The 25,139-nt window shown below is 61.7% G+C and carries 22 protein-coding genes; 11 read left to right on the top strand and 11 right to left on the bottom strand.

Translation table 11 applies throughout. The features are described from left to right. Positions 1-53: 53 nt before the first annotated feature. The 9 genes from WLQ66_RS05230 to WLQ66_RS05190 all read right to left on the bottom strand — a co-directional run bounded on the left by WLQ66_RS05230 (position 54) and on the right by WLQ66_RS05190 (position 8,089). Positions 54-1,085, bottom strand: coding sequence for a c-type cytochrome (locus WLQ66_RS05230; protein ID WP_340546307.1), 1,032 nt, complete (start codon positions 1,083-1,085; stop codon positions 54-56). 61 nt (positions 1,086-1,146) lie between these two features. Further along, a complete protein-coding gene (soxC, locus tag WLQ66_RS05225; protein ID WP_340545307.1) occupies positions 1,147-2,418 on the bottom strand; it encodes a sulfite dehydrogenase in 1,272 nt (423 codons plus the stop codon). A 76-nt stretch (positions 2,419-2,494) separates the two neighbouring features. After that, on the bottom strand, positions 2,495-4,192 hold the full coding sequence (gene soxB, locus WLQ66_RS05220) for a thiosulfohydrolase SoxB (RefSeq protein WP_340545306.1): 1,698 nt from the start codon (positions 4,190-4,192) through the stop codon (positions 2,495-2,497). A 98-nt stretch (positions 4,193-4,290) separates the two neighbouring features. Further along, positions 4,291-5,142, bottom strand: coding sequence for a sulfur oxidation c-type cytochrome SoxA (soxA, locus tag WLQ66_RS05215; protein WP_340545305.1), 852 nt, complete (start codon positions 5,140-5,142; stop codon positions 4,291-4,293). Positions 5,143-5,215: 73 nt separating this feature from the next. Continuing rightward, a complete protein-coding gene (gene soxZ / locus WLQ66_RS05210) occupies positions 5,216-5,545 on the bottom strand; it encodes a thiosulfate oxidation carrier complex protein SoxZ (RefSeq protein WP_340545304.1) in 330 nt (109 codons plus the stop codon). Positions 5,546-5,594: 49 nt separating this feature from the next. After that, the gene (gene soxY, locus WLQ66_RS05205; protein ID WP_340545303.1) at positions 5,595-6,011 is read right to left on the bottom strand and encodes a thiosulfate oxidation carrier protein SoxY; all 417 of its coding nucleotides are present in this window, start codon (positions 6,009-6,011) and stop codon (positions 5,595-5,597) included. Positions 6,012-6,060: 49 nt separating this feature from the next. Beyond that, positions 6,061-6,537 (bottom strand): sulfur oxidation c-type cytochrome SoxX, encoded by a 477-nt coding sequence (gene soxX, locus WLQ66_RS05200; RefSeq protein WP_340545302.1) that lies wholly within the window; start codon positions 6,535-6,537, stop codon positions 6,061-6,063. 201 nt (positions 6,538-6,738) lie between these two features. After that, a complete protein-coding gene (locus WLQ66_RS05195; protein ID WP_340545301.1) occupies positions 6,739-7,314 on the bottom strand; it encodes a thioredoxin family protein in 576 nt (191 codons plus the stop codon). Between the two features lie 37 nt (positions 7,315-7,351). Then, positions 7,352-8,089, bottom strand: coding sequence for a cytochrome c biogenesis CcdA family protein (locus WLQ66_RS05190; RefSeq protein ID WP_340545300.1), 738 nt, complete (start codon positions 8,087-8,089; stop codon positions 7,352-7,354). Between the two features lie 313 nt (positions 8,090-8,402). Between WLQ66_RS05190 and WLQ66_RS05185 the strand changes: the two genes are divergently transcribed. The 10 genes from WLQ66_RS05185 (at position 8,403) to mdoH (ending at position 20,463) form a co-directional block, all read left to right on the top strand. Next, positions 8,403-8,882 carry a thioredoxin domain-containing protein gene (locus tag WLQ66_RS05185; protein ID WP_340546306.1) on the top strand — a complete coding sequence of 160 codons (480 nt, stop codon included), beginning with the start codon at positions 8,403-8,405 and terminating at the stop codon, positions 8,880-8,882. 19 nt (positions 8,883-8,901) lie between these two features. Next, the gene (locus WLQ66_RS05180) at positions 8,902-9,237 is read left to right on the top strand and encodes an ArsR/SmtB family transcription factor (protein WP_340546305.1); all 336 of its coding nucleotides are present in this window, start codon (positions 8,902-8,904) and stop codon (positions 9,235-9,237) included. 86 nt (positions 9,238-9,323) lie between these two features. After that, on the top strand, positions 9,324-10,394 hold the full coding sequence (locus WLQ66_RS05175) for a YeeE/YedE family protein (protein WP_340545299.1): 1,071 nt from the start codon (positions 9,324-9,326) through the stop codon (positions 10,392-10,394). 223 nt (positions 10,395-10,617) lie between these two features. Further along, positions 10,618-11,055, top strand: a complete 438-nt coding sequence (locus tag WLQ66_RS05170) for a DUF302 domain-containing protein (protein ID WP_340546304.1) — start codon at positions 10,618-10,620, stop codon at positions 11,053-11,055. 81 nt (positions 11,056-11,136) lie between these two features. Then, on the top strand, positions 11,137-12,801 hold the full coding sequence (locus WLQ66_RS05165; protein ID WP_340545298.1) for a thiamine pyrophosphate-binding protein: 1,665 nt from the start codon (positions 11,137-11,139) through the stop codon (positions 12,799-12,801). Continuing rightward, entirely contained in the window at positions 12,788-14,008 is a 1,221-nt protein-coding gene (locus WLQ66_RS05160) for a CaiB/BaiF CoA transferase family protein (RefSeq protein ID WP_340545297.1), read from the top strand. The genes WLQ66_RS05165 and WLQ66_RS05160 overlap by 14 nt, the downstream gene beginning before the upstream one ends. 368 nt (positions 14,009-14,376) lie before the next feature. Next, a complete protein-coding gene (locus WLQ66_RS05155; protein ID WP_340545296.1) occupies positions 14,377-15,741 on the top strand; it encodes a tetratricopeptide repeat protein in 1,365 nt (454 codons plus the stop codon). Between the two features lie 23 nt (positions 15,742-15,764). Then, positions 15,765-17,036, top strand: coding sequence for an OpgC family protein (locus WLQ66_RS05150; RefSeq protein ID WP_340545295.1), 1,272 nt, complete (start codon positions 15,765-15,767; stop codon positions 17,034-17,036). After that, positions 17,033-18,556 carry an OpgD/OpgG family glucan biosynthesis protein gene (locus tag WLQ66_RS05145; protein ID WP_340545294.1) on the top strand — a complete coding sequence of 508 codons (1,524 nt, stop codon included), beginning with the start codon at positions 17,033-17,035 and terminating at the stop codon, positions 18,554-18,556. Before WLQ66_RS05150 ends, WLQ66_RS05145 begins: the two co-directional genes overlap by 4 nt. Then, positions 18,553-20,463 carry a glucans biosynthesis glucosyltransferase MdoH gene (gene mdoH, locus WLQ66_RS05140; RefSeq protein ID WP_340545293.1) on the top strand — a complete coding sequence of 637 codons (1,911 nt, stop codon included), beginning with the start codon at positions 18,553-18,555 and terminating at the stop codon, positions 20,461-20,463. Before WLQ66_RS05145 ends, mdoH begins: the two co-directional genes overlap by 4 nt. A gap of 126 nt (positions 20,464-20,589) precedes the next feature. Here the strand turns inward: mdoH and WLQ66_RS05135 are convergent, their stop codons facing one another. Together WLQ66_RS05135 and WLQ66_RS05130 are read right to left on the bottom strand one after the other, a co-directional pair. After that, complete coding sequence (locus WLQ66_RS05135) at positions 20,590-21,450, bottom strand: CE1 family esterase (protein WP_340545292.1); 861 nt, start codon at positions 21,448-21,450, stop codon at positions 20,590-20,592. Next, positions 21,450-22,013 (bottom strand): rhodanese-like domain-containing protein, encoded by a 564-nt coding sequence (locus WLQ66_RS05130; RefSeq protein ID WP_340545291.1) that lies wholly within the window; start codon positions 22,011-22,013, stop codon positions 21,450-21,452. The genes WLQ66_RS05135 and WLQ66_RS05130 overlap by 1 nt, the downstream gene beginning before the upstream one ends. A gap of 264 nt (positions 22,014-22,277) precedes the next feature. Between WLQ66_RS05130 and WLQ66_RS05125 the strand changes: the two genes are divergently transcribed. After that, positions 22,278-25,139, top strand: a complete 2,862-nt coding sequence (locus WLQ66_RS05125; protein WP_340545290.1) for a monovalent cation/H+ antiporter subunit A — start codon at positions 22,278-22,280, stop codon at positions 25,137-25,139.

Raw genomic sequence — 25,139 nt, 5'->3', positions numbered from 1 at the left:
GGTGGTGGGAGGCAGGCATCGCCTGACGCCTGCATTGAGGAGTGCTGGCGGGGTCAGTCGGCGGTTGCGGCCTTCAGATAAGCGATCACCGCTTCGATATCGGCGTCTTTCTTCAACCCCGCAAAGGACATCTTGGTCCCTTTCATGTATTTCTTCGGATTTGCGAGAAAGGCTGCAAGCGCGGCCTCATCCCAGACCAGCCCATTTTCTGCCGCCGCTAGCAGCGCCTTGGAATAGCGAAACCCATCAACATGGGCGGCTGGCGCGCCGATGATTCCGTTCAGGATCGGACCGGTTTTCGATTTCGCGCCCGCGCCGATCTGGTGGCAGGATTTGCATTTGCGAAAGGTCTTCTCGCCCTTTGCGACCAGCTCAGGGTCTGGACCGATGTCTGGGGTAGCCTCTGGGGCGACGGCCTCTTTGACGGACGCGCTGTCTGCCTCTGCGGCGGGCACGGCCGGTTCGGCTGCCGTGTCCGCTTGTGTCTCAGCGGCATCGGTTTCGTCCGGCGTCACATCCAGCACCATGGCGCGCATGGTAATCTCGACGCTATCCTTGCAGCTCTCCATGCAGGGCGAAGCGGTCCAGAAGTGTTTTTCCGCTTCCAGCCGGTCATCCAGAATGAAGCCATCCGCATTGGGCAGCTGCACCCCGGCAAAGGTTTCGTCCGACAGCACAAACTCATCATCGACCAGGTCGTTGGAATAGAGGATATAGGCGACAATCGCATAGACCTCATCCGGGGTCAGAGATTGTGCGTCGCCAAAGGGCATGGAACGGTTCACGTAATCCCACGTGGTCGAGAGATACGGCCAGTAGCTGCCGACAGTTTTCAGCGGATCGTCATGGTCGAGCGTGCCCTGCCCGCCCGCGAGCTTGGGCCAATTGCCCACACCCTCGGCGAAATCGCCGTGGCAGACCGCGCATTTTTCGGCAAAGACCTCCTCGCCGGTGAAGACATCGCCCGAGCCTTCGGGCAGCCCGGTGCCATCGGGAGAGACATCGAGATCCCAGGCCGCGATTTCCTCCGGCAAGGCCGGGCGACCGAGGCCGAATTTTTCCGCTGCGGCTGGCGTCACGACCATCGTGGAAAAGACAGCCGCTGCAAGCAAAATCCGCCTCCCCTCGGTGGGCTTCATCACCACTTCAAGAAACCTCAACATTTTCCGCCTCCCCGTTTGCCTTGACCCACCAGGTCTGGATGGCGTTGTTGTGATAAATCGAATTCAGCCCCCGCACCTCGCGCAGCTGCGCCTTGGTTGGCTGCACATAGCCCGACGCGTCGCGAGCCCGGCTTTGCAGCAGCATCTCGGACCCGTCCCAGTTGATATCCAGATAGAACCGGGTCAGCGCCTTGTCCGTTCCCGGTGCCGCCAGCCGCGCCTCGGTCCAGGTCTTGCCGCCATCCAGGGACACATCCACGCCAGTGATTGCGCCGCGCCCGGACCAGGCCAGGCCAGTGATCACCAGCGGCCCGGCGCCATGGGTAATCGGTGCCTGAGGGCTTGGGCTGGTCACAACGGATTTTGCGTCCATCTCCCAGGTCCACTTGCGGCTGATGCCATTGGCCAGCGTGTCGGTGTATTTCGAGGTTTCCTCGCGGCTCTCGACCGGACCTGCCATGACCTCGATCCGGCGCAGCCATTTGACCCACATATTGCCTTCCCAGCCGGGCACCACGAGGCGCACCGGATAGCCGTGCTCCTTGCGCAGCGCCTCACCGTTGGCCTTGAAGGCGACCAGCACGTCGTCCATCGCCTTCTCCAGCGGGATTGAGCGCCCGTTGGAGGACGCATCCGCCCCCTCGACATAAACCCATTTGCCTGCGGGGTTTACGCCAGCTTCCTCAAGCAGGTTGCGCAGCGGGACACCGGAATATTCCATGTTGTGGATCATGCCATGGGTGAACTGCGCGCCATTGAGTTGCGCGCCGGCCCACTCCATGCCGGAATTCGCAGCACATTCGCAGAAATAGACGCGGTTTTCGCGCGGGAAGCGTTCCAGATCCGCATAGGTAAACACCAAAGGCGTGTCGACCAGGCCGTTGATCATCAGCCGATAGTCATCCTTGCGCAGCTCAATCGCGCCGGAGTGATGACGTTCAAAGGCGCAGCCTTGCGGGGTGATGGTTCCGTCCAGCGCGTGGATCGGCGTGAAGTTGATCGAGCTGATGGTGTCCGCCGTCAGCCACTCCACATTGCGCCGGACCACGTCGCTTTCGTATTTGATCGGCAGGCCGTAGGGGGTGGTATCCACGCCGTCGCCAAGACCGGATGCCCAGTCCTGCACCTCTATGATCAGCGGGTCGGGTGTCGCAGCGCCAGCAGAACGGCTCGCTACTGCCCCTGCCCCAACCGCCGCAGCACCGGCCAGAAACTGGCGACGCGACCGGCTGGTTTGCTTCGGTTTATCAGTCATCTCTGATTGCCTCCTTACATCGAAAAATTCACTTTCGTGAATTCATCAGCGCAAAAATTTTTGGCGGATGCCGGGCTTAGGCGCCCGACACCTGCACGGAATTGTTCGGGGAAAGGGTAACGGTGCCCATCTTGCGAATGTGGCTTTCGACCACATCCCAGATCTGCGGCCCCTCGGTCCCTTCATTCACGCTGGCCCAGCCGGCAACGATATAGGTCTTGGCCAGGTCAATCGCCTCGCCGGTCTTCAGCAGTGTCATATTGCTGATCCGTTCGCCCTGCGGCTTGGTGATGTCGATATGGTAGCCCATGCCACCGACGCGCACCATGTCGCCGCCCTGCTGGTAATAAGGGTCGGGATTGAAAATGTTGTCGGCCACGTCCTCCATCACCACCTTCAGGAATTCGCCTGTCATTTCATTGCGATAGGCTGCACCGTAGCTCATCGACGTGACATTCCAGATATCCTCGCGGGTGATGTCATCGCCGGGCAGCAAGGACGGCCCCCAACGCACGCCGGGCGACAGGGCGATATCGGCCTCACGCTCGCTCAGCAGCGCGTCACAGATGAGATCGTCCCAAGTGCCGTTGAAATTGCCGCGCCGATAGAGCAACTCATCAGTCTGGCCGATCACCTCGGCCAGCTCTGCCTCATAGGGCGCGCGCTGGTCGTTGATCAGCTGGCTGATCACCGGATCCGGCGCAATGACGTCCGAAAACACCGGGATCAGCTTGTGCCGCAGCCCCATCAGCTGGCTGTCACGCACGTCCAGATCCACGCGGGAGACAAATTTGCCATTGGACCCAGACGCAACAATGTGGGTCTGACCAACAAGAACCGGTTCCGGTAGCGCATCATGGGTGTGGCCGGACAGGATCACGTCGATGCCGCTGACCACACCGGCCATTTTCTTGTCAACGTCAAAACCGTTGTGCGACAGCACCACAACAACATCCGCACCAGCGGCGCGTACCTCGTCGACCATCTCCTGCATATGTTCATCGCGGATCCCAAAGGAGTATTCCGGGAACATCCAGCCGGGGTTTGCAATCGGCATATAGGGGAAGGCCTGACCGATCACGGCTACCTTGGCCCCGCCCCTTTCGAAAAATTTGTAAGGTTTGAACAGCTCAGCCGGTTCATCCCATTCCGCGTCAAAGATATTCTGGCCAAGTGCGGCAAAGGGCAGCCCCTCGACGATCTCATTCACCCGGTCCGATCCCAGCGTGAACTCCCAGTGGAAGGTCATCGCATCCGGCTTCAGCGCGTTCATCACATTGACCATGTCCTGGCCTTCGGTGTGATGACAGGTATAGGAGCCATGCCAGGTGTCGCCGCCATCCAGCAACAGCGCATCGGGGCGGTCGGCGCGGATGGCATTGATGATTGTTGCAACACGATCCAGCCCCCCGACCCGGCCATAGCCCTGCGCAAGCGACGCAAAATCATTGTAGGTCAATGCATAAGCTGAGGGGCTGCCATCGGCGATCCCATAGGCCTTGCGGAAATCCGCGCCGGTGATATGCGGAACATGGCCCTTGTTGTCACCAACCCCAAGATTGACCGAGGGCTCACGAAAATAGATCGGCTTCAGCTGAGCGTGAATGTCCGTGACATGGATCAGGCTGATGTTGCCATAGGTGTCAAACTGCAGGAGCTGATCCTGTGTCAGCTTCTGCTGCGCTGCCAGTCTGGCCCAGCTGCCAAAACCTGAGGCCCCGACAAGCGCTGACGCTGCCATGGAGACCTGCAAGAAATCACGCCGCGAGATCATGGGTTCATCTTCCTACTGAGACACACGATATATTCGCATGTTTGAATGATATTGAGGGAAACGCGCCCCGCATCATCTCTGACACGGGGCCACGCGGATCAGTTGCGGACAGACGGTGCCTCGACCGAGAGGCCGTTGCCACGCGATGCGACATAGAGCTCCAGCGCCACAAACTCAGCCGAACCCGGTTTGTAAGTCTCGGCGCGGGTGTCACGCACGCAGCCTTTGAACCGCGCATGGGCCGTGTTCAGCTTAGTGTTCTTCAAGCGGTAGACCGGGAAGCCATTGATCTGGCCCTGGCTCAGATGGTCGGCGCGGATCATGTTGCCATAGTTGTCTTCATGGCAATTGGCACAGGAGAGTTCTAGCTGACCGGTGCGGGTGTAGTAGAGCTCCTTGCCCTGTTCCCAGGTGGACTGGGCCGGGCCGTCAATGGCCACGTTGACCGGCATCCCGCGCGATTGCACCGAAATCAGCGCTTCCATGGCCGCCATCTTGCCGCTGGTGTATTTCCACTTCTCCGCGCCCATCTGGTTCTCGCGGCAGTCGTTGATCTGCATGACGAGGGTACGCATCTCGCCTGCATCCTCGTTCCACTTGGGGTAAACCGCGCGGACGCCGACCATGCTCTCTTCGACATCGTCGTGGCAGGAGGCGCAGGATTTCTCCGCGGTGCCTTCAACCTTGGACCATGTGTCCATTGCCTGATCGACAAAGACCATTGCAGGGTTGTCAAAATCATCCATCTGCAGCGCCTGCGTCTCATCCGAGCGGAAATGCCAGCCTGACATCACCTCGTCCAGCACATCAGCAACATGCGCGGGTGCGGCGGTCTTGGTGACTATTTCGATCTCGTCATTGACGACCAGCGTATCATCATCCGCCTCGGCAAAGGCGGTAACGGGCAAGGCCAGCGCCATGGCAATTGCGGTGATTGCCTTATTATTCATCTTGTTTCCTCCCTTGGGTGGTCGTCCCGCCCGGCGTTCCGGACAGGACGTTTGCCTATGGATCCGGAAGGGATCAGCCGATCGCGATCGGCTTTTGTTCCGTGTAGACAGAGCCGTCATCGTCGTACCAGGTGAAGACGAATTCACCCGCCTCGGGGACGGTGGCGTCGAACTGGAAGTAAGGGTTGGTGGAAATGGCGGGTTCCATGGCCACATCAACAACGGACTGACCGTTGAACTCGCAGGTAAAGCGATTGATGATCGACCGCGGAATGACGTTGCCTTCCTTGTCCTTGCGCTGACCGCTTTCCATGTTGTGGCTGATCAGCGTCTTGATGGTCACCGCTTCGCCTGCGGCTGCTTTCTTCGGGACTTTGACGCGGGGTTTTACACCGGATGCCATGTCGTTAACTCCTGATATCTATGGGGCGAACCTGACGGACAGGTCGCGCTTAGCCGCCGCAGCCGCCGATGGTCACTTTGACGGTCGCGCTTGCCTTGGCAAAGCTGCCGTCGGCCATTTTGGCAACTGCCACAATGTCTTGCGTGCCTGCGAGGCGAATCCGTGTGGCGGCTGACTGGCTGGCAGCCAACGGACCAAAGGTAAAGGTCGCGACGCCCGGGGTCGGGTTGCCGGTCGCCAGGATCATGATGGCCGAAGCACCGGGCGCATCGACCTCGATCGGTACGGTATTGCCGTTTTCGGCGATTTCGGGCGCGGTCAGTGTCAGGCCGGTGTCAGCCATATCAGCGCCACCCGTGAACTCTGCAATCCGATCCTCGGCTGCAGCAACGACACGCAGGGGCAGCATGGTCAGGGCAGCGGCCCCAAGGCCAAGGCCAAGTGTGTCGCGACGTGAGAACTCCATCGTATGTCTCCTTTGACGTTGATGGCGCAAAAGATCCCGGTCCTTTGCGTCAGTCTTCTTTCAGGGTCGCAAGGAATGCGACCACATCTTCGATTTCCTGGGCGGTCAGGATCGGCGGCAATGGCTCGGTCCCCGCCTCGCCCGTGTAGGCATCGCCCGGCCGGATGAAGCCATCGACCTTGTAAAAGGCGGGCATCATCGTGCCGTCGAATGTCATCTTGGCATTGGCCACCAGACCGCGCAGCTCCGCCTCGCTCCAGCGGCTGCCGGCACCATCCAGCGCAGGGCCGATTTCACCGTGAAACGGCACATCCGACAGCGCGGACACCTGATGGCAGGCCACGCAATTGCCCTTGGATTTGTCGCCAACCAGCAATGCGCCGCTGGCGGCATCCCCGGCAGCACCGCTGAGCGATACGGCAACAGCGCCGTCGTCGTCATAGGCGACCTCTTTCGGCGCGATCTCAGCGGCAAACGCAACTGTCCCGGCCAGACAGGCTGCCAGTGTCAGAGATATTTGCTTCATGTTTCCTCCCATTGGCTCCCACGCGCTTTGGCGTGCTTCGCTGGCGTTTACCCTAGGCGACCTCACCCGGCTAACGCAACATCAAATTCAGTAATTTGAATTTCATTATGTCGTTTCGACCGTTCAACCTATCCGGCCTCGTCTGCCCGACAGCACGCAGGCAAGGCCATCTTTGCTGCAAAGACGATCAAATCACCGGTATCAATCGGTGGAGCCGTTGTTCCGTTCCTGGATGCGGCGGGCATGGTAACGTTGAAAATCTTCTCCGTTATCAAGCAAATAGCGCTCTTCGTTCACCCAAGTGAACATATCGAGCGTAGTGCCGACCCCAAAGGCACCGGGCATGATCGCCACCGCGGCCTGCGGCGCCGGAATCTCGGGCACCTCCTGCGGCAGGAACATCATTGTCGGGGTAAACAGAACGCCCCATTTTCGGGCCATGTCCTTCTCCGACAGGGTTTCACCGTCAAAATCCGTCACTTCGACATCGCCATATAGATTGAGCTGCACCACAAAGAAATTGTCGCCGATGTAGGACCCGACCTCGGGTGTCGGGAACACCTCCTCGTGCATCTTGGTACAATAGACACAGCCCCTTTGTTCAAAGAACAGCACCAGCCGCTTGCCCTCGGCATTGGCCTCGTCCAGATCCTCGCGCAGATCCTTGAAGGTCTCGCGCATCCAGGGGGTCTTGTGCAGGCCATCATCGCCGAGCTCCACCGCCCCCGCAGAGCCGACACACAGCAGCCACAACAGTCCGATCATTAGTCGTTTCATCTCTTACCCTCCCAATACGGCCGCCATTCTGGGCCGCTCAGCCGATACTTGCAAAACCCGGGAACCACCGGATCATAGCCTCGGCAATATAACGCACGCTGCCCGTGGCGATCAGAACCGCAAAGATGATGAGCATGACGCCCATCCCCTTTTCCACCCAGGCAAAGGCAGACCGGTGGCGGGCCACAAACCTAAGAAAAGGCCCGGCAAACAGCGCCGCTACCACAAAGGGTGCGGTCATCGCCGCGCCGTAGACCAGCAACAGCAGCCCGCCGCGCCAGATATCGCCAAGGCCAGAGGCAATCATCAGGATCGAGGCCAGGGCCGGCCCCACGCAGGGTGTCCAGCCAAAGCCAAAGGCCAATCCCATCAAATAGGCGCCAGCCAAGGTCGCGGGCGGCGCGGTGCTTTCGATCCGAGCCTCGCGATAAAGCAGTGGAATCCGCAGGACCCCCAGAAAATGCAGCCCAAAGACCAGCAGCAATACCGCAGCGCCATAGGCCAGCACATCCATATATTGGCCAAACACCTGCCCCAGTGCGGTGGCTCCCATTCCCATCAGCACGAAGACAGTGGTCACCCCTGCGGCAAAGCAGATCGACGCCAGCACAAGGCGCCGCCGCGCGCCCAAAGCGATCTCGCCGTCGCTGCGCAGCTCCGCGATGGAAAGCCCCCCCATATAGGAGAGGTAAAACGGCACCATGGGCAGCACGCAGGGCGTGAAGAATGACAATAGCCCCGCAACAAGCGCTCCGAACAAAGAGATTTCCAGCATGTATCAAGGCCCCTTGCCATCTTCTGCGTTCGAACCAGACAAGACCACAGTTGCCGATCCACATCGCGCCGAGAGGAATCTTCTGTCGGCTGCTGGCGGTCGATCTCCGTGTGCAAGCCGCGATTGCCCAAATCAGGTACAGCACCAACAAGATGCGCGGACCGCCGGTCACCCCGGTAGAAACTTGTACTATTCACATATTCAAATTACGTAGTACATATAGACACCCTTCATGCCGACCCGTCAATCACCGGCCGTGGCTCAGACATCGTACTTCACGGCCCCCACACAGATCATCGAGACAAATCGCATCATGGCCTTTTCTTCGCTGACCTCCCTGCCCTATCGCAGCTGCCGCGCCGCTGCCTCGGCGCTGGCAAAGGTCGCTGTCATGGCGGCATTGCCGCTGATCGCATCGGCCAGCGATGCCGCAGAGCTGGTGATGGTCGAGCAGCCGGGCTGCGCCTGGTGCGAACGCTGGGACGCGGAGATTGCGCCGATCTATCCAAAGACCGCCGAAGGCACCTTTGCCCCGCTGCGCCGGGCAGATTTGCGCGACATGCCGAAAGATCTGACGCTGTCACGGCGGGTCACATTCACGCCAACCTTCTTGATCGTTGAGGGCGGCCATGAGATGGCGAGACTGGAAGGCTATCCGGGAGAGGATTTCTTCTGGCCGCTGATTTCCGGTCTGCTGCAGGCGCACGCAGGCTTTGTCCCGCCCGCTGCCGAGCAACCAGACGCGGGACACGCCCCCGACCAGCAGCCCGCCCCGATGGCCACCAATGGTTGAACCAGGAGAGAACACCGATATGGCCCTGCCACAGTTTTCCGCCGATATGGCCCCCGAAGATCTCGATACGATGGTGGACAATGCCACCCGCGCCTCGAATTTTCTGAAGGCGATCAGCCACGAGGGACGCCTGATGATCCTTTGCCATCTGGTGTCGGGTGAAAAATCGGTGACCGAGCTGGAAGAGCTGCTCTCCGCACGTCAGGCGGCGGTTTCCCAACAGCTGTCGCGCCTGCGTCTGGAAGGTCTGGTCATTCCACGCCGTGAGGGCAAGGCGATCTATTACCGGCTGGCAGATGATCGTCCACGCCGGATCCTGGAAGTGGTCTACGAGCTGTTCTGCAAAGAGGACTGACCGACGACCGGTCGGCCCGGCCACACTGGCAGCGGACCCTTCAGCCGCCAGCCCCGCAGCTCTTTCACCGGCGGAACCCGCACAAGATGCCCACCCCCCTGTCCGACCTCCTGAGCGATACGCAGCTGACCGCCCTGCTGGGGGTGTTTGGCGGCGTCCTGCTGGGATTGGCGGCGCGGCTGGGGCGGTTCTGCACGCTGGGCGCCATCGAGGATCTGCTCTATGGCGGCTCGTCCCTGCGTCTGCGGATGTGGGGCATGGCAATCGGCATGGCAATCCTGGGAAGTTTTGGCCTCATGGCTCTAGGCTGGCTGGATCCGGCGCAGTCGCAATATCTTGCCATTCGCTGGATGCCGCTGGCCTCTATCGGCGGCGGCCTGTTATTTGGCTATGGCATGGCCCTGAGCGGGATGTGCGGCTATGGCGCCATAGCCCGGCTCGGCGGCGGCGATCTGCGCAGCTTTGTCATCGTGCTGGTGATGGGCGTATCGACCTTTGTCGTGCTGACAGGCCCTCTCGCCCCGCTGCGCAACCTGTTTTTCCGGCAACAGAGCATCACCGATGATCTGCCCGCCGGCATCGCCCATCATCTGGCCAACTATCTTGGAGCGTCGGTCAGCGCTATCGGCCTTGCCATCGGCGGTGCGATCCTGCTGATATCCATCCTCGGGCGTGAGGTGCGCGAGTCTCCGGCCGCTATTGGCTGGGCTGCGCTGGTGGCGTTTGCCATCATCAGCGGCTGGGCAGGCAGCAGCCATATCGCGCGGACGGGGTTTGACGCGATACCTCTGGTCTCGCATTCCTTCTCCGCGCCGCTTGGCGAAACCATCATGTGGACAATGACCGGCAGCCTGCGGCCGATCAGCTTTGCCGTCGGCTCGGTCAGCGGCGTCTGGCTCGGTGCCTTTATCGGTTCGCTGATCAAGGGGCATTTCCGCTGGGAGGCCTGCGACGACCCGCGCGAGCTGCGCCGCCAGATCATCGGGGCCGCGATCATGGGGGGCGGCGCGGTCCTTGCAATGGGCTGCACGGTCGGCCAGGGGCTGAGCGCCTTTTCGCTGTTGTCGATTTCTGCCCCGGTGACCTTTCTGTCGATCTTTGCCGGGGCCGCTGTTGGGCTGCGCCAGCTGATCACCGGTTTTCGCCGCGCCGCCTGACTGTACCGCCTGACTGCACCACCTGACTGCCCTGCCGCGCCGCTCGCACCGGCTGCACGACAATGTGACTGCGGTGCAGCCGCCGAGGCATTAACCTCGTAAGCAACGACAGGAGATCACCGCCATGTTTCAAAACGTGATGGGCCCGATGGCCCCCCGCCGCAGCCATCTGTTCGCTGCGGCACTGGCCTTCGTGCTGCTTGCCGCAACAGGGTCACATACGATGGTTGCGACCGCCGCACCGCTGGCCAAGCGCCAGGGCTGGGCGGTTCACCAGACCCGCAAGCCCTACCCGCAGCTGGTCGAAGATGTGATTGCGGCGACGAAGGCGCAGGGTCTTGTCGTGGTGACGCAGGCCGGGCCGACCAAGGCCGCTGCGGCCCGTGGCATTACCATACCCGGCAACCGGGTGATCGGTGTTTTCAACAATGACTATGCGGTGCGGGTCCTCAGCCATTCCACCGCCGCAATGATTGAAGCCCCGATCCGCCTTTATGTGACCGAAGGCGAAGATGGCTTGGCGACGCTTTCTTATAAAACCGCAACCCATGTCTTTGCCCCCTATCTCGATGAAGGCGGGGCTGATCTCGCCGATATCGCGGCAGAGCTGGACCAACATCTTGATGCCATTGCGCAAAATGCGGCGCGCTCGGCGCCTTGACGCTCACACCCGCGTGAGGAGGCTTGCAACCTTGCCCGGTTCCGGCAATTTGGCGGCACTTGTTCACGAAGGGTGGATTTCATGACACAGACCGACACCGCGGCTGCGACGGCCACAGAACCATTGCGCGCGGCGGATGTGCTGGCCCGGCGACTATATGCCGCCGGATGCCGCCATGCCTTCGGCATGCCCGGTGGCGAAGTGCTGACGCTTGTCGATGCGCTGACCAAGGCGGGCATCCGCTTTCACCTTGCCAAACACGAGAACAGCGCCGGTTTCATGGGCGAAGGCGTGCACCACAGCGATGGCGCGCCGGTTATCCTGGTGGCCACGCTGGGCCCGGGGGCGCTCAATGGGGTGAACGTTGTTGCCAATGCGCATCAGGACCGGGTGCCGATGCTGGTGCTGACAGGATGTGTGGATGCGGCGGAAGCGGCCACCTATACCCATCAGGTACTGGACCATCAGGCGGTTTTTGCCCCGATCACCAAGGCCAGCTATCGCCTCGACGCCGAGGCTGCGGGTGTGATCGCCGACAAGGCGGTGCGGATCGCAACCGCGCCGCGCAATGGGCCGGTGCATATCGATGTGCCGATCTCCGTCGCCGATTCTCCTGCCGGCACCCACCGTCCTTGCCTCGCGCCTGCCAGAGCAACGCAACCGCAGCCCGCTGACCTGGCGCAGGCGCGCGCGTGGCTTACCGAGGCCGAGCGCCCGCTGGCGGTGATCGGTCTTGACGCTGTTGCCGAGGCCGCATCCGCGCCGCTTCTGGCCTTTCTCGAACACTACCAGATCCCTTTTGTAACCAGCTACAAGGCCAAGGGCATCGTGCCTGAGAAGCACCCGCTTTGCCTTGGCGGCGCCGGGCTGTCGCCGCTCGCCGATCGTCACCTGCTGCCGCTGGTGCGCGAGGCCGATCTGGTTCTTGCGCTGGGGTACGATCCAATCGAGATGCGCCCGGGCTGGCGCAACGCCTGGGATTGTTCCCGCCAGCGGGTGATTGATATCTGCGCCGAGGACAACACCCACTACATGCACGCGGCCACTCTGACGCTGGTTGCCGGTCTTGCGCCCAGTCTGCGCGCCCTGACGGTTGGGGCGCAGCTCGCCGACGACACGCAGCCGTCCCCTCGGCGCTGGCCCGAAGGTCAGCCTGAGGTGGCCCGGGCAGCCCTTCGCTCCGCCTTCACCCCGCAGGCGGACTGGGGACCCGATGCGATCGTTGCCGAATGTCAGGCCACCCTGCCCGGCGATACGCTGGCGACGGCAGACAGCGGCGCCCATCGGATCTTGCTCTCGCAGATGTGGAGCTGCCATGAGCCTCGCGCCCTGATCCAATCCTCGGGCCTCTGCACCATGGGCTGCGCGGTGCCGATGGCCATCGGCCGCAAACTGGCAGAGCCGCAGCGCACGGTTGTCAGCTTCTCCGGTGATGCGGGTTTCCTGATGGTGGCGGGCGAGTTGTCCACCGCCGCGGAGCTTGGCGTTGCGCCGATCTTTGTCGTGTTCGTCGATGCCAGCCTCGCATTGATCGATCTGAAGCAGCGACAGCGACGGCTGGATAACGCTGGCGTCGACTTCGGCCAGCACGACTTTGCCGCGATGGGCCGGGCCTTTGGCGGCCATGGCGTCAGGGTCCGCGACCGCGCAGGCCTGCGCGCTGCCTTGCAAGAGGCACAGCAGGCCGAGCGTTTCACCGTCATTGCCGCAGAATTCGAGCGGGAGGCCTATGATGGGCTCATCTGACCGGACATCCGAAGCCAAGCTGCCCCATGGCCCGCTGACCGGTATCAAGGTGCTGGACCTGTCCCGCATTCTGGCAGGGCCGACCTGCACCCAGATGCTGGGAGATCTGGGGGCCAGTGTGCTCAAGGTCGAAAACCCGCGAACCGGGGGCGATGACACCCGGCAGTGGGGGCCGCCCTATGTGGTGGATGGAGACGGTCACCAGTCGGATCTGTCGGCCTATTTCATGGCCGCAAACCGTAATAAGCGTTCGGTTGAGGTGGACATCGCCACGGCCGAGGGCCAGCAGGTCATACGTCGTCTCGCCGCCGAAGCCGATATTCTGCTGGAAAACTTCAAACCCGGCGGGCTTGCCAAATACAGCCTCGACTACGAGAGCCTGCACGCGGAGTTCCCGCATCTGGTCTATGGTTCGATCTCCGGCTACGGCCAGACTGGACCCAATGCCCATAAACCCGGCTATGACCTGATGGCACAGGGCTATGGCGGGATCATGTCGCTCACCGGTGAGCCTGAGGGCCGACCGATGAAGGTTGGCGTCGGCATCGCCGACGTAATGTGCGGCATGTATGCCTGTGTCGGCATCCTCGCGGCGCTGCGCCACAAGGAACAGACCGGCGAAGGCCAGCAGGTCGATATCGCGCTGGTGGATGCGCAGATCGCATGGCTGATCAACGAAGGTGTGGCAACACTCAACACTGGCAGCGCCCCCAAACGGCGCGGTAATGAGCATCCCAGCATCGTGCCATATGGGTTATATGAGACCTCAGATGGCCATGTGATCCTCGCGGTCGGCAATGACGCGCAATTTGGCCGCTTCCTATCTTTTCTCGGTCTGGACGGGCTGGCGCGGGACTCGCGCTTTGCAACCAACCCGGCCCGCTTGCAGCACCGCGACGCGCTCGCCGACATCCTGGTACCGGCGCTGCGCCAATACCGCACCGATGAGGTGATCGCCGCGATGGAGGCCCGCAAGGTGCCAGCAGGACCGGTGCAGACGCTCGATCAGGTTTTTGCCTCTGATCAGGTGGCGGCGCGGGATATGACAATTGAAATGTCCTCGGCGGCGGGGCCGGTGCGGTTGCTTGGCAATCCGCTCAAATTCTCCCGGACGCCGGTGACCTACCGCCATGCGCCTCCAATCTGCGGTGCAAACAGCGACCTCCTAGCCAGGACCGCGGACCCGTTTTCGGAAGACGACAACTAAGACAGCGGCGCGCCGCCACCGAGAACAGGCAGAAGCCCCATCACCCGGGGGCGACTGCCTGCTCAATATCTCTGCTATCCCCTTAAGACACCGCAGAAAACGCCTGTTTCTCGGGCTTGCAACCGGCAGGATCTGGCCGAGTGTTACAGAAACTGGCGGTCTTCGGCCAAAGTCGCGCTGCACGGGCTTGCCAGATTACAAAAAATGCGGGAAATCGCTGTCAATCAATATGGTTGGCCCATTAATCCGGCGAGATTGCACACGCCGCTTCACCAAACCGCGAGCGGGCATCGCGAGACGCGCGGCCGTGCTTTAGGCTCGACGACAAAGCACCTCTGCTTTCGTTTTTGACACGGATCGGACAAACGATGATGCAAGATATTTTTGGCCAGGACACCAGCCTGACAAACGCCGCGGCGCTCGAGAACTGGAACTGCGTTCAGATGGGGGTGTTGTCTCACGGCGCTGCCGCGCCGCAACATCTGGGCGCCCTGCTGGAGGCTGCACCGGAGTTTGCCATGGCCCAGGCGGCCAAGGGCATGTTTGTGCTGCTGCTGGGTCGGGCAGAACTGATGCAGGCCGCACGGGACGCCTATGCCGCGGCCAAGGCCGCCGAGGATGGTGCTTTGCCACGCGAACGCCACTATATCGCTGCGCTCGGTGCTTGGCTGGAGGGCCGTCCATCGCTGGCGATTGCAGAGATGGAGACCGTGCTGCGCAGCCACCCCGAGGACGCGCTGGCGATGAAGCTGAGCCACGCGATCCGCTTCATCCTGGGCGACAGCGCCGGTATGCGCCGGTCGATCGAGCGGGTCCTGCCCGCCTATGCGCCGGATCACGCCGGACGCGGTTACCTGCTTGGATGCCACGCCTTTTCGCTGGAGGAAACCGGCGCTTATGACCTGGCCGAAGCAACCGGGCGTCAGGCGCTCTGGATGGCACCGGATGATGCCTGGGGCCTGCATGCGGTGGCCCATGTCCATGATATGACGGGCAACTCCCGTGCCGGGCTTGACTGGCTGACCGGTCGCGAAGAGGCCTGGGCGCATTGCAACAACTTTCGCTACCACGTCTGGTGGCACAAGGCGCTGATGCATCTGGATCAGGGGCAGACCGAACAGGTGCTGGCGCTATACGATCACGAGATCCGCAAAGACAAAACCGATGATTACCGTGACATTTCCAACGCCACCTCACTGCTGATGCGGCTGGAGCTGGAGGGCGTTGCAATCGGTGACCGCTGGGAAGAACTCGCAGAACTCTGTGCCAACCGGACCGAAGACGGCTGCCTGATCTTTGCTGATCTTCACTATCTTCTTGCACTGGTGGGCGATGATCGCAAGGTTGAGGCTGGCCAGCTGGTGCAGCGGATCCACGCTGATGCGCGTCGCGGCGCCAGCGAGAGCGATGGCCGCATGGCAACGCCAGGCTGCGGCCTTGCGCTGGGGCTCGAGGCCTTTGGCGAAGGTAACTACAGCGAAGCCTTCGGCTATCTCGCCAGCGGACGCAGTTCCCTGCAACTGGCAGGGGGCAGCCATGCCCAGCGGGACGTTTTCGAACGCGTGACCATTGATGCGGGCATCCGCGCGGGGCGTCTGGACGCGGTGGAGGCCATCCTCAACGAACGGCGCGCCCAGCGGGGCGGCGCCGAGGACAGCTATGCACAGGCGCGCCGTGCACTGATCGCTGCCGGACGTGGCGCGCCCTGCGCGCAAAGTGTCCCGGCAGAATAACAAAAGTAAGGACACAACAGCCTATGGCGACCATCTCGCCCTTTCCCGGTGCCAAGGGCACCGAGACCACTCCAGTGGCCAATCGCCCGGTTGCCCCGCAATCGGACGCGCAGACCCGCGCGCTTCGCGATCCCCGGCTGGATTTCTACCGCGGCATTGCGATGTTCATCATCCTGTGCGCTCATATTCCCGGGAACCGCTGGACCGGCTGGATTCCGGCCCGGTTTGGCTTCTCTGACGCGACGGAGATCTTTGTCTTCTGTTCGGGCATGGCCTCGGCAATCGCCTTTGGCGGCACCTTTGCCCGCCGCGGCTGGCTGATTGGCAGCGCCCGCGTGGTGTTTCGCTGCTGGCAAGTCTACTGGGCCCATATCGGCCTGTTTGTCTTTCTCGCCACCACCATGGCGGCGCTGGATCTCTACGGGGCTTTTGACAAGAGCTATATTGCCTCGCTGAACCTGTTGCCGTTCTTTGAAAACCCGGTGCCGCAGCTGGTTGGGCTGATGACGCTCAGCTACGTGCCAAACTACTTTGACATTCTGCCGATGTATCTCGTCGTGTTGGGGCTGATGCCGCTGATGATGGGGCTGGAACGCGTCGGCGTCTGGGCTGTGGCGGCCACCTCGATCGCGATCTGGCTGCTGGCCAACCCGTATATGATCGGCCTCGGGCCGAATGGGCTGTCGCTCTCCGCCGAACCCTGGTCGAGCCGCGAATGGTTTTTCAACCCCTTTGGCTGGCAGCTGCTGTTCTTCACCGGCTTTGCCTTCATGAAAGGCTGGCTGCCCGCCCCGCCGGTCTCACGCGGACTGATGATCATAGCCACGGCCTATCTGCTCCTGCTGGCGCCCTTCGGCTCCTGGAAAGTCTTCCTCTGGGTTGAAGCCTGGAACACCAGTCTGGCGGAGCTGATCCGACCGACCTGGCAGCTGACAGCCGAATGGCGGGAAAAAACCGACTTTGGCCTTTTGCGCTATGGCCATTTCCTGTCGCTGGCCTACCTCGGCTGGGTGGTTGCGGGCGAAGGCGGTCGCCGTCTGATCGCCTACGGGCGATCCACGCCCGCCCGGATCTGGGCCGTGCTGCTGTCGCTGATCACCAAAGTCGGTCAGCAATCGCTTGCGGTCTTTGTGTTTTCCATGGCGCTGGCTCGGTTGCTGGGCTTTGCCATGGATCTCACTGACAGGTCGATCATGACCACTGCATTTTTTAACCTCACCGGGTTTGGCCTGATCATCGGCTGCGCCTATATCGCTGCCTGGTTCAAATCACATCCATGGAAAACCAAGAGATGAAAGAATTCTCGCGACGCACCTTTCTGGCAACCGCCATGGCCAGCACGGCCCCGCTTGCGCTTGGCGCGCTGACCTCGCCTGCGCGTGCGACCGGAGGCCCTGCATTCTCGCGCGAAACGGTTGTGGCGCTGGCGCGCGAGTTGGCGGCCGCCCCTTACGCGCCCCGGCCCAGCGTGCCGCAGGACTGGCAGGAGCAGACCTATGAGGAATACCAGACCCGCTGGTTCCGCAGCCGCGATGCGCTCTGGTCGAAGACCCCGCGCAGCTACAATGTCGATTTCTTTCTGCCCGGCCTTTATTTCCCGCGCCCGGTCGAGATCTACACCGTGGAAAACGGCCTCGCCCAGCCGGTGGCCTTTGACCTGTCGCTGTTTGACAAAACCGACAAAGCCCCCGACCTCAGCGTCGACGACAGCCTCGGCTACTCCGGTTTCCGGCTGCGGACCGATCTAAAGGAACCCGGCAAGAAAACGGAATTCTGCGTATTCCAGGGCGCGAGTTATTTCCGGGCCATCGGGGCTGCACACACCTATGGGTTGTCGGCGCGCGGCCTGGCGGTGAATACCGCTACCTCCAAGGGCGAAGAATTCCCTGAATTCACTGCCTTCTGGCTCGAAGCTCCAGTTCCCGGCCAAAAGAACATGATCGTCCATGCGCTGATGGATTCGCCGTCTGTCACCGGGGCCTACCGGTTTGACATACTGCCGGGGCAAGACACGGTGATGGATGTCGAGGCGCGCCTGTTTGCACGTGCGGAACTGGACAATATCGGGCTTGGACCACTCACCTCGATGTTCCTGTTTGATCAGACCAATCGCAACCGGTTTGACGATTTCCGCCCTGCGGTTCACGACAGCGACGGTCTGCTGGTGGTCAACGGCAACGGCGAGACCCTGTGGCGCCCACTGGCCAACCCCAAGACGCTGCAGCTGTCGTCCTTTGTCGATGAAAACCCGCGTGGCTTTGGCCTGATGCAGCGCCCGCGGCTGCTGTCTGATTATGAGGATCTGGAAGCGCATTATCACCAGCGCCCGGCGCTCTGGGTTGAGCCGAAGGGTGATTGGGGCAAAGGCGCCGTCACGCTGGTCGAAATCCCGGCGGACAAGGAAATCTACGACAATATCGTGGCCTATTGGCGCCCCCGCGACAGCTACGCCCCTGGCTCAGAGATTGCCATTGACTATCGGCTGACCTGGGGCAACGGCCCGGATCTGCCGGTGCCACAGGTGATCAACACCGCCGCGGGCGCGCGCATCTTTGGTGATCCGGGTCGGATCATCACCATCGATTTCGCCGCCCATCCGCTGTTTGCCGGTGGCGTTGATGATCTAAAGGCGCATATCACGTCACCTCATGTCACCCCAACCGAAGGCGTCTTGCAGCAAAACCCGGAAACTGGCGGGGTGCGGTTGGCCTTCGCCTTTGACCCGGGCGAACGCGACCACGTCGAATTGCGCGCTGAACTGCGCAAGGATGATCAGCCCGCCTCCGAAGTCTGGCTTTACCGGTGGACCAAATGACCAATTTCTCCCTGACCCCACCGGAACAACCGCTGGCTATGCCAGAGCAGAATTTCGGTGCCCATTTTCAGGATCACGCCTGCCCCTTACCCGGTGACAACGTGGCAACCGGCGGACAGCCCCGCGAGTCAAGCCAGCGTCAGGTGGCGCTATGGCGTGTTCTGGCCTTCTCTCCGGCGATGGCCGCTACGGGGCTGTTGACCTGGGGTATGAAGGACTGGTTCGCGGCAGACGGGTTTTCCATGCTGGAGGTCGCACTTCTGGTGTTGATCGCGTTCAATTTCTTCTGGATCTGCTTTTCGGTCTCTACCGTTCTTCTGGGTCTCTGGGGCCTGTCCCAGCGCCCCCGCGCGCTGGGACGAGGCCGCCCGCAGCGGATGAAGGTCGCGCTCCTGATGCCGATCTACAACGAGGTCCCCTGGTATGTACTTGGCAATGCCCAATCCATGCTGGAAGAGCTGCACGCCCGTGGCGGTGTCCATGACTATGCAATGTTCATCCTGTCCGACACCCGTGACGATGCCATCGCCGCAGAGGAACGTGCCAGTGTCGAGGCCCTGCGCAGTATGCTCCCCGCAGGGGCCCAGCTCTATTATCGGCGCCGCGATGACAATGCAGGACGCAAGGTCGGCAATATCGCCGACTGGGTGCGCCGGTGGGGCGCCGGCTGGGACGCCATGCTGGTGCTCGATGCCGACAGCCTGATGACCGGGCGCGCCATTGCCCATCTGGCCGACGCGCTGGCCCGTGATCCCGGCGCAGGTCTGATCCAGAGCTATCCGCAGCTGATCGGTGCGCATTCCGTCTTTGGCCGGATGCAGCAGTTTGCCAATGGCGTCTACGGCCTGGCTCTGGCCGAAGGTCTGGCCCGCTGGGCAGGGCATGAAGGCAACTACTGGGGGCATAATGCGATCATCCGTACCCGTGCCTTTGCCGCCTGTGCGGGGTTGCCGCCGCTGCGCTCTGTCTTTGGTGGTGAAAAGCTGATCATGAGCCATGATTTCGTGGAGGCCGGGCTGCTGCGTCGCGCCGGTTGGAGCGTTCAGTTCCTGCCCCGCATTCGTGGGTCTTACGAAGAAACTCCGCAGACGCTGATTGACCATGTGCTGCGGGATCGGCGCTGGTGTCAGGGCAATCTACAGCACCTGAACCTGCTCAACGCCAAGGGGTTTCGCGCCTTGTCACGCTTTCATCTGCTGCATGGGGCCATTGGCTACCTGATGGCGCCAGTCTGGTTCGCCCTGCTGGTGATCTGGGCGCTCATCGGACGTGGCGAGGAAGCCTCGGTCCTGACCTATTTCAGTGAAACTAATCCGCTGATGCCCTCCTGGCCGGACATGTCAGAGCCGCGCCATGTGCTGGTGATCCTGCTCATCTATGCCATGCTGCTCGCCCCAAAGCTTCTGGCCGTGGCGGCGCTGCCGATGACCGGGAGCCGCTTCTCCGACTATGGCGGCGCGGGCGCCTTTGCCCTGTCACTGTTGACGGAAATCCTGCTCGCGATCCTTTATGCGCCGATCCTGATGGTTCAGCAGATGATCGCGGTGCTGCGCACCGCCTTTGGCCTCCAAAAGGGATGGGCGCCGCAGGCACGCGACGGTGGCAGCTACTCCTGGCGCACGCTGTTCACCTGCCACGCGCTGGAAACCGTCAGCGGCATCGCGCTGTGGACGGGGATTCTTGCCGGCGTGGTATCCGTCTGGCTATTGCCAATCGCCGTATCGCTGATCCTTGCGGTGCCCCTGTCGGCCCTGTCGGGCGTACCGTTGCAGCGCTTTGCCAAAGCCCTTCTGGCCACCCGTGAGGTCCACAACGAGCCCCGCATCACCCGCATCGCCCGTGCCAGACGGGACAGGTTGCGCCTGGCATTGGAGCGATCCCCCGCCCATCCCACAGCCGCTGAGTAAAAAAGACAGTTCAGGCGAAAATATCCACAATTTGCATTAAATTGAAAACTTCGGCAGGAACCATCAGGTTTCGCCGGAATTTTTTATTGAGAATTCACAGCCGCCTCATCGACGCCATATGTTGCACTACTGCGACAGCGGGCGATCCTCGAACCAATCGGCAAGCCATGCGGCCCAGCCCTCCGGCACCCGGTGCCCGCCGTCGAAAAGCACCACGTCGATATCTGCGCCTGTACCGCAGGCCCATCGGCGCCGCAGGGTGCCACCTTCAGATCCGCTGTGGCTTGGCGCATGTGTCGTGCAGCCGTTGGTATCGCGCCACAGCTCAAGCCCGGCAAAGATATCTCCCTGCTGAAAACGACGATTGCCAAGGTATCGGCCTTCCAGCGGCACCACCTCATCGCGCCATCCGTGAGTGTGCATCAAACGCACCGGACCGGTGCAGCTCTCAGGCTGCGGCCGCCAGAAACTGCCCGCAATCGTTGCGTAAGCGGCAAATTGATCGGGGGTTGCACAGGCCAGATAGCTGACCATGAAGGCACCTGCGGAAAATCCTGATAAAACAACGGATTTCCGGTCGATATTAAACCTATGTTCAGCATCTGCCAGCACCGCCTCAAAAAACGCGGATTCGTCGCGACCACCGAAATCCGGCAAGAACGCCCAAGAGCGAGGGCCACCGGGATTGCGCGGCAGCGCCGTGGGGGCGATCACCGCGTAGCCCCGATCGTTCAACCCATCGACCATCGCGCGATTGCGCAGTGCAGCCTCACCCGACCCGCCGTAGCCGTGCAGGAACATCACCGCCGGCAGCGCTTTTTCATCGCCGGTATCCGGCAACACGATGTGATAGTCACCCCCGTCAATCTGGCAGGCATCGGCGAGGGGCCCGCATCCAGCCTGTAGCGCCGAGCCGAAAAGCAGGCTCGACAGAGCAACGCTTACGCCCGGCCAGAGGCGCCCCATACCTGCTATCACCCGTTTCATCAGCCCTGCCCCGTCCAGCGCGCGACCGGCAGATTGCTGCGCAGCCATCCCGGCCCGGCGGCGGAGCCGAGCATCCCCTCCGGCACGTCGATCACATTTGTATAACCGGCCGCGTCCAGCGCCAGCGTCACCCGGGCGGAGCGCACACCGCGCGCGCAGATCAGGGCCAGCGGCGCGCTGCGATCACCACCGGTGACGCGATCAAGCGCGGCCAGAAAATCCTCACGCCGCATGTCGATCTGATGGCTGCCCACTGGCACACCGCTGGCCCGCCACTCACGCGGTGTGCGGATATCTACCAGGATCAGCTCCCCCGCCTTGGCCCTGGCAAATGCGTCCTCAACCGACAGGCGGGGACGGTCATGGGCCGGGGGTTGCCTGCGCCACCATGTATATCCACCGCCCCCCGCAATGGCGACCCCCGCGAAGGCCACACCGGCCTGCAGCAATCGACGCCGCGAGATCAACGGATCACCCGCCTCCGCCTCAGCTGCCGGGTCACTGTCCGCGCCATCAGTCTGAGGGCCGGAGTTATCTGACCGTTTTGATTGAGAATGCGACATCTGGCCTCTCCCCGCGCTGCCGGCGCCGTCCTACATGACCCAAGACCTAGCAGGTTCCTGCAAAGTGTTCAGCCTGAGACATCCCGCATGGTGATCAAGTTGTTGTCAACCTGACACCGGGCCGCGCCAAATTGCTGCGGCGGGCAAAAAACTCACCGGATCGCTGCCTTTGCAGGGTTTGCAGGCGCGGTCGGGGCTGGCACAGTTGCGAAAAATTGCTTAGGCACCAAACGATCTGGCCTTGTGCATGGAGGAGAACCGCACGTGTCCCTGTTCCTGATTGCAGCCCTGCCCTTTCTCGGCGCGGTATTCCCCGCGCTATTGATCCGTGCCGGGCGCAATGCCTCGGCATCGGCGGCAGGCCTGACAACATTGCTCGCGTTTGTCGGACTGATGCTGCACGCCCCGGCGGTGATGCGCGGCGAAGTTATTCAGGCCCAATTCGACTGGCTGCCGGCGCTTGGGCTGAATGCCAATTTCTTCCTCGACGGCCTGGGCTTTCTCTTTGCCGGGCTGATCCTTGGAATTGGCCTGCTGATCATCCTCTATGCCCGGTTCTACCTGTCGCGCGAGGATCCGATGGGTAATTTCTACACCTATCTGCTGCTGTTTCAGGGCGCGATGGTGGGGATTGTCACCTCGGACAACATTCTGCTGCTGCTGATCTTCTGGGAGCTGACGTCGCTCAGTTCCTTCCTGCTGATCGGCTACTGGAAGCATCTGCCCGAAGGACGTCAGGGCGCGCGAATGGCGCTGACTGTTACCGGCGCCGGTGGCCTTGCCATGATCGGTGGCATGCTGATCCTCGGCAATATCGTCGGGTCTTATGATCTGACCGTGATACTGGGCGCAAAGGAGGTCATTCAGGCCTCGCCGCTCTATCTGCCGGCCCTGATCCTGATCCTGATTGGCGCCTTCACCAAATCGGCGCAGTTCCCGTTTCATTTCTGGCTGCCGCACGCCATGGCCGCACCGACGCCAGTGTCGGCCTATCTCCACTCCGCAACCATGGTGAAGGCAGGCCTGTTCCTAATGGCGCGGATGTGGCCTGTGTTGGCCGGTACGCCGGAATGGTTCTACATCGTCGCAACGACGGGTCTGATCACGATGGTGCTGGGGGCGATCATTGCCCTGTTCAAGGATGATCTGAAGGCGCTTCTGGCGTTTTCCACCGTCAGCCACCTGGGCCTGATCACCATGCTGCTGGGGTTCGGCACCAAATTTGCTGCCGTCGCCGCCGTTTTCCACATCATCAACCATGCCACCTTCAAGGCGGCTCTGTTTATGAGCGCGGGCATTGTCGACCACGAGGCCCACACCCGCGACATCAAACGGCTGGGCGGCCTGCGGCACCTGATGCCGATCACCTTTGCCATCGCCACAGTCGCGGCCCTGTCGATGGCTGGCATTCCGCCCTTCAACGGTTTCCTGTCGAAGGAGATGATGCTGGAGGAAGCCGTTCACACGGTCTGGGCGGGTTCACATTATCTGGTGCCGGGTCTAGCGCTATTGGGGGCCTTGTTCTCCGCCGCTTATTCGTTCCGCTTCATCGCCCATGTCTTCCTCGGGCCAAGGCGTGACGACTACCCTGCGACCCCGCATGATCCGGGCACCGGCATGTGGCTGGCTCCTGCGTTTCTGGTTGGTCTTGTCGTGCTGATCGGCCTGTTCTCGGCCAAGATCGTCGGGCCATTGGTGGCCACTGCGGCCTCTGCCGTGATTGGTGGCGAGAAACTGCCCTATTATTCGCTGAAACTCTGGCACGGATTTACTCCGGCGCTTTATATGTCGATGGCGGCGGTTGCCGGGGGTGTCGTCCTGCTGATGCTGCACAAACCGCTGATGCGTATGTGGGATGCCGCACCGCGCCCGGATGCGAAGGTGATTTTCGAGGCGCTGATCGGCGCGCTCACACGGCTTTCGCGTGCCATTACCGACGGGATGCACAATGGCTCGATGCCACGCTATGCCGGGATCATGATCACCTTTACCGCGGTACTGTCCTTCTATGCCTATCAATCCGGCACATTGGCGGCGCCGACCCGCAGCCTTCAGGATGTCGGGCTGATCCCGATCCTTGGCTGGGCCAGCCTGCTGATCGCAACCGGTTTTCTGGTTGCCATGCACCGCAACCGCCTGCTGGCGCTGGTGCTGATCGGCGTTGTTGGACTGGTGGTGTCGATGGGCTTTAACTACATGTCAGCGCCGGATCTCGCTCTGACGCAGATTTCGGTCGAAGTGGTCACCATCATTCTGATGCTGCTGGCGCTGAACTTCATGCCCAAGGAAACCCCGGTCGAAAGCTCTGGCGGCGCCCGCCTGCGTGACATCTCCATTGCCGGCATCTCAGGCCTTGGGGTTGCGGGGCTGATCTATGCACTGATGACCCGTGATTTCATCGGTGAGACGATTTCCGGCTTCCACCTTGAAAACTCCTACAAGGGCGGCGGCGGCACCAATGTCGTCAATGTGATCCTGGTGGATTTCCGAGGCTTCGACACCTTTGGCGAGATCATCGTTCTTGGCATTGCCGCGCTGGTGATCTTTGCGCTGACCGAGGCGGTGCTGGGCACCCGAGTGCGGGCCTATCTGCTGAACCGGAAGCCCGATCTGCCGCAGGCCGGTGACTCGCATCCGATGATGATGGTGGTGGCGACACGCGTGATGATGCCGCTGGCGCTGATGGTGGCGGCCTATATCTTCTTCCGGGGGCACAACCTGCCCGGTGGCGGCTTTATCGCCGGGCTGATCGCGGCGATTGCGGTCATCATGCAATATATGGCGTCGGGCTTTGCCTGGGCGACCGAGCGGCAACGCTACCCCTATCATGGCATCATCGGATCCGGTGTGCTGATCGCCGCCGCAACCGGCATGGGATCATGGTTCAGCGGCAAGCCCTTCCTGACCAGCGCCTTTGGGTACATCCACTGGGAACCGCTGGAAGAATTTGAATGGGCAACCGCTGCGCTGTTCGACCTTGGCGTGTTTCTGGCAGTTGTTGGCGCTGTGCTGCTGGCGCTGGAGAGCCTGTCACGCTTTGCCTGGCAGCCTGGCACCGACAGCACCCACGCGATGGATATCAACCCGGCCCGCGATGACGTGGCCATGACCGAGAACGAGGGCTGA

Source organism: Phaeobacter sp. A36a-5a, assembly GCF_037911135.1.
Taxonomy (GTDB): Bacteria; Pseudomonadota; Alphaproteobacteria; order Rhodobacterales; family Rhodobacteraceae; genus Phaeobacter; species Phaeobacter bryozoorum.
This window is presented reverse-complemented; position numbering and strand designations above follow the sequence as displayed.

Bases quoted from the DNA above. Each gene is read 5' to 3' on its own strand.
- mdoH (WP_340545293.1), top strand. From the start codon at position 18,553: ATGACCAATTTCTCCCTGACCCCACCGGAACAACCGCTGGCTATGCCA.
- soxX (WP_340545302.1), bottom strand. From the start codon at position 6,537: ATGAAGCAAATATCTCTGACACTGGCAGCCTGTCTGGCCGGGACAGTT.
- WLQ66_RS05165 (WP_340545298.1), top strand. From the start codon at position 11,137: ATGACACAGACCGACACCGCGGCTGCGACGGCCACAGAACCATTGCGC.
- soxC (WP_340545307.1), bottom strand. From the start codon at position 2,418: ATGACTGATAAACCGAAGCAAACCAGCCGGTCGCGTCGCCAGTTTCTG.
- soxB (WP_340545306.1), bottom strand. From the start codon at position 4,192: ATGATCTCGCGGCGTGATTTCTTGCAGGTCTCCATGGCAGCGTCAGCG.
- WLQ66_RS05175 (WP_340545299.1), top strand. From the start codon at position 9,324: ATGCCCACCCCCCTGTCCGACCTCCTGAGCGATACGCAGCTGACCGCC.
- WLQ66_RS05180 (WP_340546305.1), top strand. From the start codon at position 8,902: ATGGCCCTGCCACAGTTTTCCGCCGATATGGCCCCCGAAGATCTCGAT.
- WLQ66_RS05155 (WP_340545296.1), top strand. From the start codon at position 14,377: ATGATGCAAGATATTTTTGGCCAGGACACCAGCCTGACAAACGCCGCG.
- WLQ66_RS05195 (WP_340545301.1), bottom strand. From the start codon at position 7,314: ATGAAACGACTAATGATCGGACTGTTGTGGCTGCTGTGTGTCGGCTCT.
- WLQ66_RS05135 (WP_340545292.1), bottom strand. From the start codon at position 21,450: ATGAAACGGGTGATAGCAGGTATGGGGCGCCTCTGGCCGGGCGTAAGC.
- soxA (WP_340545305.1), bottom strand. From the start codon at position 5,142: ATGAATAATAAGGCAATCACCGCAATTGCCATGGCGCTGGCCTTGCCC.
- soxZ (WP_340545304.1), bottom strand. From the start codon at position 5,545: ATGGCATCCGGTGTAAAACCCCGCGTCAAAGTCCCGAAGAAAGCAGCC.
- WLQ66_RS05160 (WP_340545297.1), top strand. From the start codon at position 12,788: ATGGGCTCATCTGACCGGACATCCGAAGCCAAGCTGCCCCATGGCCCG.
- WLQ66_RS05190 (WP_340545300.1), bottom strand. From the start codon at position 8,089: ATGCTGGAAATCTCTTTGTTCGGAGCGCTTGTTGCGGGGCTATTGTCA.
- WLQ66_RS05230 (WP_340546307.1), bottom strand. From the start codon at position 1,085: ATGGTCGTGACGCCAGCCGCAGCGGAAAAATTCGGCCTCGGTCGCCCG.
- WLQ66_RS05130 (WP_340545291.1), bottom strand. From the start codon at position 22,013: ATGTCGCATTCTCAATCAAAACGGTCAGATAACTCCGGCCCTCAGACT.
- WLQ66_RS05170 (WP_340546304.1), top strand. From the start codon at position 10,618: ATGGTTGCGACCGCCGCACCGCTGGCCAAGCGCCAGGGCTGGGCGGTT.
- WLQ66_RS05185 (WP_340546306.1), top strand. From the start codon at position 8,403: ATGGCCTTTTCTTCGCTGACCTCCCTGCCCTATCGCAGCTGCCGCGCC.
- soxY (WP_340545303.1), bottom strand. From the start codon at position 6,011: ATGGAGTTCTCACGTCGCGACACACTTGGCCTTGGCCTTGGGGCCGCT.
- WLQ66_RS05145 (WP_340545294.1), top strand. From the start codon at position 17,033: ATGAAAGAATTCTCGCGACGCACCTTTCTGGCAACCGCCATGGCCAGC.
- WLQ66_RS05150 (WP_340545295.1), top strand. From the start codon at position 15,765: ATGGCGACCATCTCGCCCTTTCCCGGTGCCAAGGGCACCGAGACCACT.